Source organism: Roseomonas rosulenta, from assembly GCF_016106005.1.
Classification (GTDB): domain Bacteria; phylum Pseudomonadota; class Alphaproteobacteria; order Acetobacterales; family Acetobacteraceae; genus Neoroseomonas; species Neoroseomonas rosulenta.
Genome location: NZ_JACADR010000341.1, coordinates 1 through 4,085, shown reverse-complemented (window position 1 = coordinate 4,085; position 4,085 = coordinate 1). Strand labels below are relative to the sequence as shown.

The following is a 4,085-nucleotide window of genomic DNA, read 5'->3' as shown; positions in this document are numbered from 1 at the left end:
TCAGAGGAACCAGCCGCAGACCTGGCCGGCCCCCGATCGGGGGCCGGCCAGGTCTGATGCCGCCATGTCGCCAGTGGCCTTGTTTTCCGCCGCCGCGCTGGCCTGGTTTTGCTCCGCCGTTGACACACCGCGGCTGCACCCGAACCTGGCCGAGGTCTACCGGCGCAGAGTTGCCGATCTGTCCGAGGCGCTGTCGTCCGACGACGGGGCCGAGGCGCGGGAGCTGGTGCGTGGCCTGGTCGAGGAGATCCGTCTGGTGCCCGATGAGGGGCGCCTGCAGATTGAGGTGCGCGGTAAGTTGGGCGCGATCCTGCGCCTGGCGGAGGGTGCGCGCGTGACTGACGCTGCAGGTTCTGGTCTGTCGGGTTCCGAAAATGACAAAAGCCCCGGCTGTGTTGCCGAGACGTTCTGGTCGCAAATCAAGCTGGATGCGGGGACACGCATCGGCTTATGCCGAACGGCGCTTCGGTAGCCGACGCCGAAGCCGTACCGGTCCACATCCCTTTGGATCCGCTAATTCATGTGCGCGTCCCGCTCTCCGCCAGACCGACCGCCGCGCCCAGTGGAAGGTTTCTTGAGCGGTTCGGGGCAAACCCGTTGACTGGCCCGGCGCGGAGACGGCAGAAAATCGCTCTTCGGAAGCCAATTCTCTGCGGCCTTAATGATTTGACCGACTTAGTAACGACCTCAAAAGAAGGAGTAGGTTACCGCGCAATGAATAGGAATAGGTGGATTAGCTAATGGAACGCACCCGTTCGCGACGCAAGACTCGGCGGGCCCGCCTGCTTGTCGATTTAACGTCTTCTTTAGCGCTTGCAGACGAGCCGCACTCAGATGTCGCGCGCGTCGAAGGCGAGATCGCCGGCCGATTGCTCGGAAGTCGAGGCCTGAATGCCTTGCCGGTGGTCCTGCACACCGGCACCCTGTATGCGCTAGACGCAGAACAGCGCGACCGCGTCCTCGCCGCAATGCTCCGTTCGGGGACCGAGGAGGTCCATCTGCGCATCCGGCCTGGTAGCCTAGGAACCGAAGCTGAGCACGGCACCGCGACGATGGGTGAAGATCCGCCGGCGCTCCCGGTCCGGTTGGCAGTTGCGCTGATGGGCTCCATAACTCGCGCCGCGCGACGCGCCGCACGGGGCTCACTGGCGGTCATGCCGAATACGGTCCGGGAGGATGTCCGTGCAATTTTGATCCACGCCCGACAGATTGTTCGGACGGCCGTATACCGGGCACCGTTGGTACGTTCAGAGCAGACCGACATGTTCGAAACGGTATCGGGCCCGGCTGTTGCGCCGCCCCGGGCCTCGCTGCACAATCAGATTTCGTCCAAGCTGACGGTAAAAGTACACGCGCGGCATGGCGACGTCATATGGACCGCAGGGGCCGGTTCCGGCCTCGTGCCGTTGCGCGACTTGGCCGCGCTCCGCGATAGCACGGGCCTGCGGGTTGTCGGCCTCTCTGGAAACCTGGCGCGGCTGCCAGTTCCAACCCAGCCGCCGCGCAGCGGACCGGCCGATACAGTTGCCGCGATCACGGTGGATCTTTTAGACACTGCAGACCTTGTGCTCGTCCCCAACAACTGGTCGTGGCACGCATTGACTAACTTTGCCGAGCGCACCGGCCGCCGTCTCCCGCCCATTGCCCGCATTAGTATCAACGGCGCGGGCACGGCACAGAGCAGTCTCCAGCAGCAGGTCAGTGAGCGTTCGGCGGCAGGAGAGCGGATTCAACTGCCGCCGGAACTAGCGGCGCACCCGTTCGCACTGGCTATTGGGCCGGTCGATGCACCCGGAAACCACCGGCTTCTCGTGCGTGTCTGGGAGCAACTGATCGCCCATTTGCCGACCTTTCCGCTCAACCTCGTCATCCTCGGACGCTTGGGCGTCGAGGCCGAGGACAGCATCGTTGCGATTGAGGCGTCGCCGCTGTTTGGCACCCGCATTCTGTGGGTCGACCGATGGCCGGACGCGGCGCAAGGCAAGCTTCTAGAAGCGTGCCACGTTGTTCTGTACCCGTGCCGCGCTGATGGCTGGGGAATGGCGGTGATGGCTGCGCTTGCCTCTGGGCGTGCGGTGATAGCCTCCAACACCGGCGCCATTCCCGAGGCGGCTCAGGGCCTCGCCCGATTGGTGGATCCGGACGATGAGGCTGGCTGGGCCGCGGCCATTACCGATGCCGCTACAGCACCGCGCTGCGATAGGATGGCCTTCGTCGAACCCAACTGGGATACCGCCACGGCAGGGGTCGAGTCGCAGTTGAGATCTCTCCTGTGTTTATCGAGCGGAGTCGCCGGCTAACATGCGCATCTTGCAGCTCAGTTCCCATACAACGCTGCTTCCCATCCATGGTGGTAAGTTGCGCAGCCATCACATCGGCCGCGTGATTGAACGCGAGCCCGGGTTCAACCTCCGGCGTCTCGCTCTTACCCATCGCAGCCCGGACGATCTAGACGATCCACGAGAACCCATAGTTGATATTGGGCGCTCCCCGTATTGGGGGTCGGACTCATTTTGCAAGTACGGTGTACGCGCGCATTATTTTTCTGAGTTTCTCTTCTCGGCGGCAGTACTTGAGACGCCCGACATACTTGCGGAATTCAACAAGAGAGTTTGCGACGCGGCTCCTGATTTGATCATTCTAGAGCACCCTTGGACCTGGCCCCTTCTCGCGCGTCTGGAGAAAGTTCAGTCGGGCATCGTGCCGCTTGTTTACAGCAGCCAGAATGTCGAGATCAACATCAAGCGCAGCATTCTTGACCGCGAATGCATCGAATTTTCATCAGAGTTGCGCAATGAAGTGCTTGACGAGATCGAGGCGCTCGAGCGAGGCCTCGTCGCCCACGCGGCGGGGGTCGTCGCCTGCACCGCATCGGACGGTGCCGTGTTCTCGGAATGGGGCGCGCGCCGAGTGGTGGTTGCTCCAAATGGTGGCGCCCAGCGCGACCGTGAACTCCTCATCGATCTGTTACCCCGGCCGATCGAGCCCTGGCATGCTTATGCGCTTGTCGTGGGCAGCGCGCATCCGCCCAACATAAGCGGATTCCTGGACCTCGTGGTCCCATTCCTGCCACTGCTGCAGCCAAATCAACGAATTGTCGTCGCCGGCGATGCCGGGCTCGCCATTCGCAACCGGCTCGAGGAGCGCGGCTTAAGCACGATCATCCGGGACCGCCTTATCGTGCTCGGCCGGGTGGACGGATTTACGCTCGATTGTGTCATTGCCAATGCACAAGTGATTATGGTCCCGATCCTGTACGGCGGGGGATCGAACGTGAAGACTGCCGAGGCACTGCTATCCGGCCGTCCGGTGTTGGCGACCGGTCACGCGATGCGCGGCTTCGATGATTTCCACCATTTGCCTGGGCTGACTATTGCGGATGACGCTGCCGGCTTCGGAGAAGCGATGCTCGACGCCCTCGCACTGCCCTTCCCGGCATCGTCCGTGGACCACGCCGCCGTTGCGCCGCTGCTGTGGGAATCGACGATTGCCCCCTTCGTCGCCTTGCTGCGCGGCATCGATCAGGAGCGCCAGTCACGACAGGGCTCAGCGACGTTTGCGGTCGAAGAAGGCGGTCACCGTCCATAGACGCGCCATCGGCTATCAGAGTTTCTTTTTTAGTTCTCACGCATGACCGGTCAATTTATAATGTTCTTGCCGTAACTCTGATACGAAATGCACGATAGCCGACCGGTCGAGCGCAAGCGAAGCGGAACTCGGCCGGGAGTGTGTCATTGGCCAGGATGCCGCCGACCCGTGCGGCGGCGACCACCACCGCATCCGGCTTCGCCTGCGCCATGAAGGCCTCGACCTGGTCCTGGCGGCGCAGGTCCACGCGCGCGCGGTCGGCGGTGATCACCTCCGCCCCCGCGGCGGCGAGGCGCCGCGCGCAGGCCGAGCCCACCATGCCCCTATGACCCGAGACATAGATGCGCGCACCGGCCAGCGCGAAGACCTCATACCAACCCCATAAAGGGCTGACTCGCGTGCTTGATGCGACGCGGGCGATCGTGATTCATCGGCGGGCATGGCTTCTGGGAGCGGACCATGCCGGCGCTGATGATCCGGGAAGATGTGCCACCTGC

The 4,085-nt window shown here is 63.2% G+C and carries 3 protein-coding genes and 1 pseudogene; 3 read left to right on the top strand and 1 reads right to left on the bottom strand.

Features of this window, described 5'->3' with window-relative positions; translation table 11 throughout:
• The 3 genes and pseudogenes from HW578_RS23675 to HW578_RS23665 form a co-directional block, all read left to right on the top strand.
• A pseudogene (locus HW578_RS23675) lies at positions 1 to 472 on the top strand (hypothetical protein); the annotation flags it as partial.
• Between the two features lie 268 nt (positions 473 to 740).
• The gene (locus HW578_RS23670; RefSeq protein WP_198373168.1) at positions 741 to 2,300 is read left to right on the top strand and encodes a glycosyltransferase; all 1,560 of its coding nucleotides are present in this window, start codon (positions 741 to 743) and stop codon (positions 2,298 to 2,300) included.
• A gap of 1 nt (position 2,301) precedes the next feature.
• Positions 2,302 to 3,588 carry a glycosyltransferase gene (locus HW578_RS23665; RefSeq protein WP_198373167.1) on the top strand — a complete coding sequence of 429 codons (1,287 nt, stop codon included), beginning with the start codon at positions 2,302 to 2,304 and terminating at the stop codon, positions 3,586 to 3,588.
• A 55-nt stretch (positions 3,589 to 3,643) separates the two neighbouring features.
• Here HW578_RS23665 and HW578_RS23660 read toward each other — a convergent pair whose 3' ends face one another.
• Entirely contained in the window at positions 3,644 to 3,931 is a 288-nt protein-coding gene (locus tag HW578_RS23660; RefSeq protein WP_369407964.1) for an NAD-dependent epimerase/dehydratase family protein, read from the bottom strand.
• Positions 3,932 to 4,085: the final 154 nt, after the last annotated feature.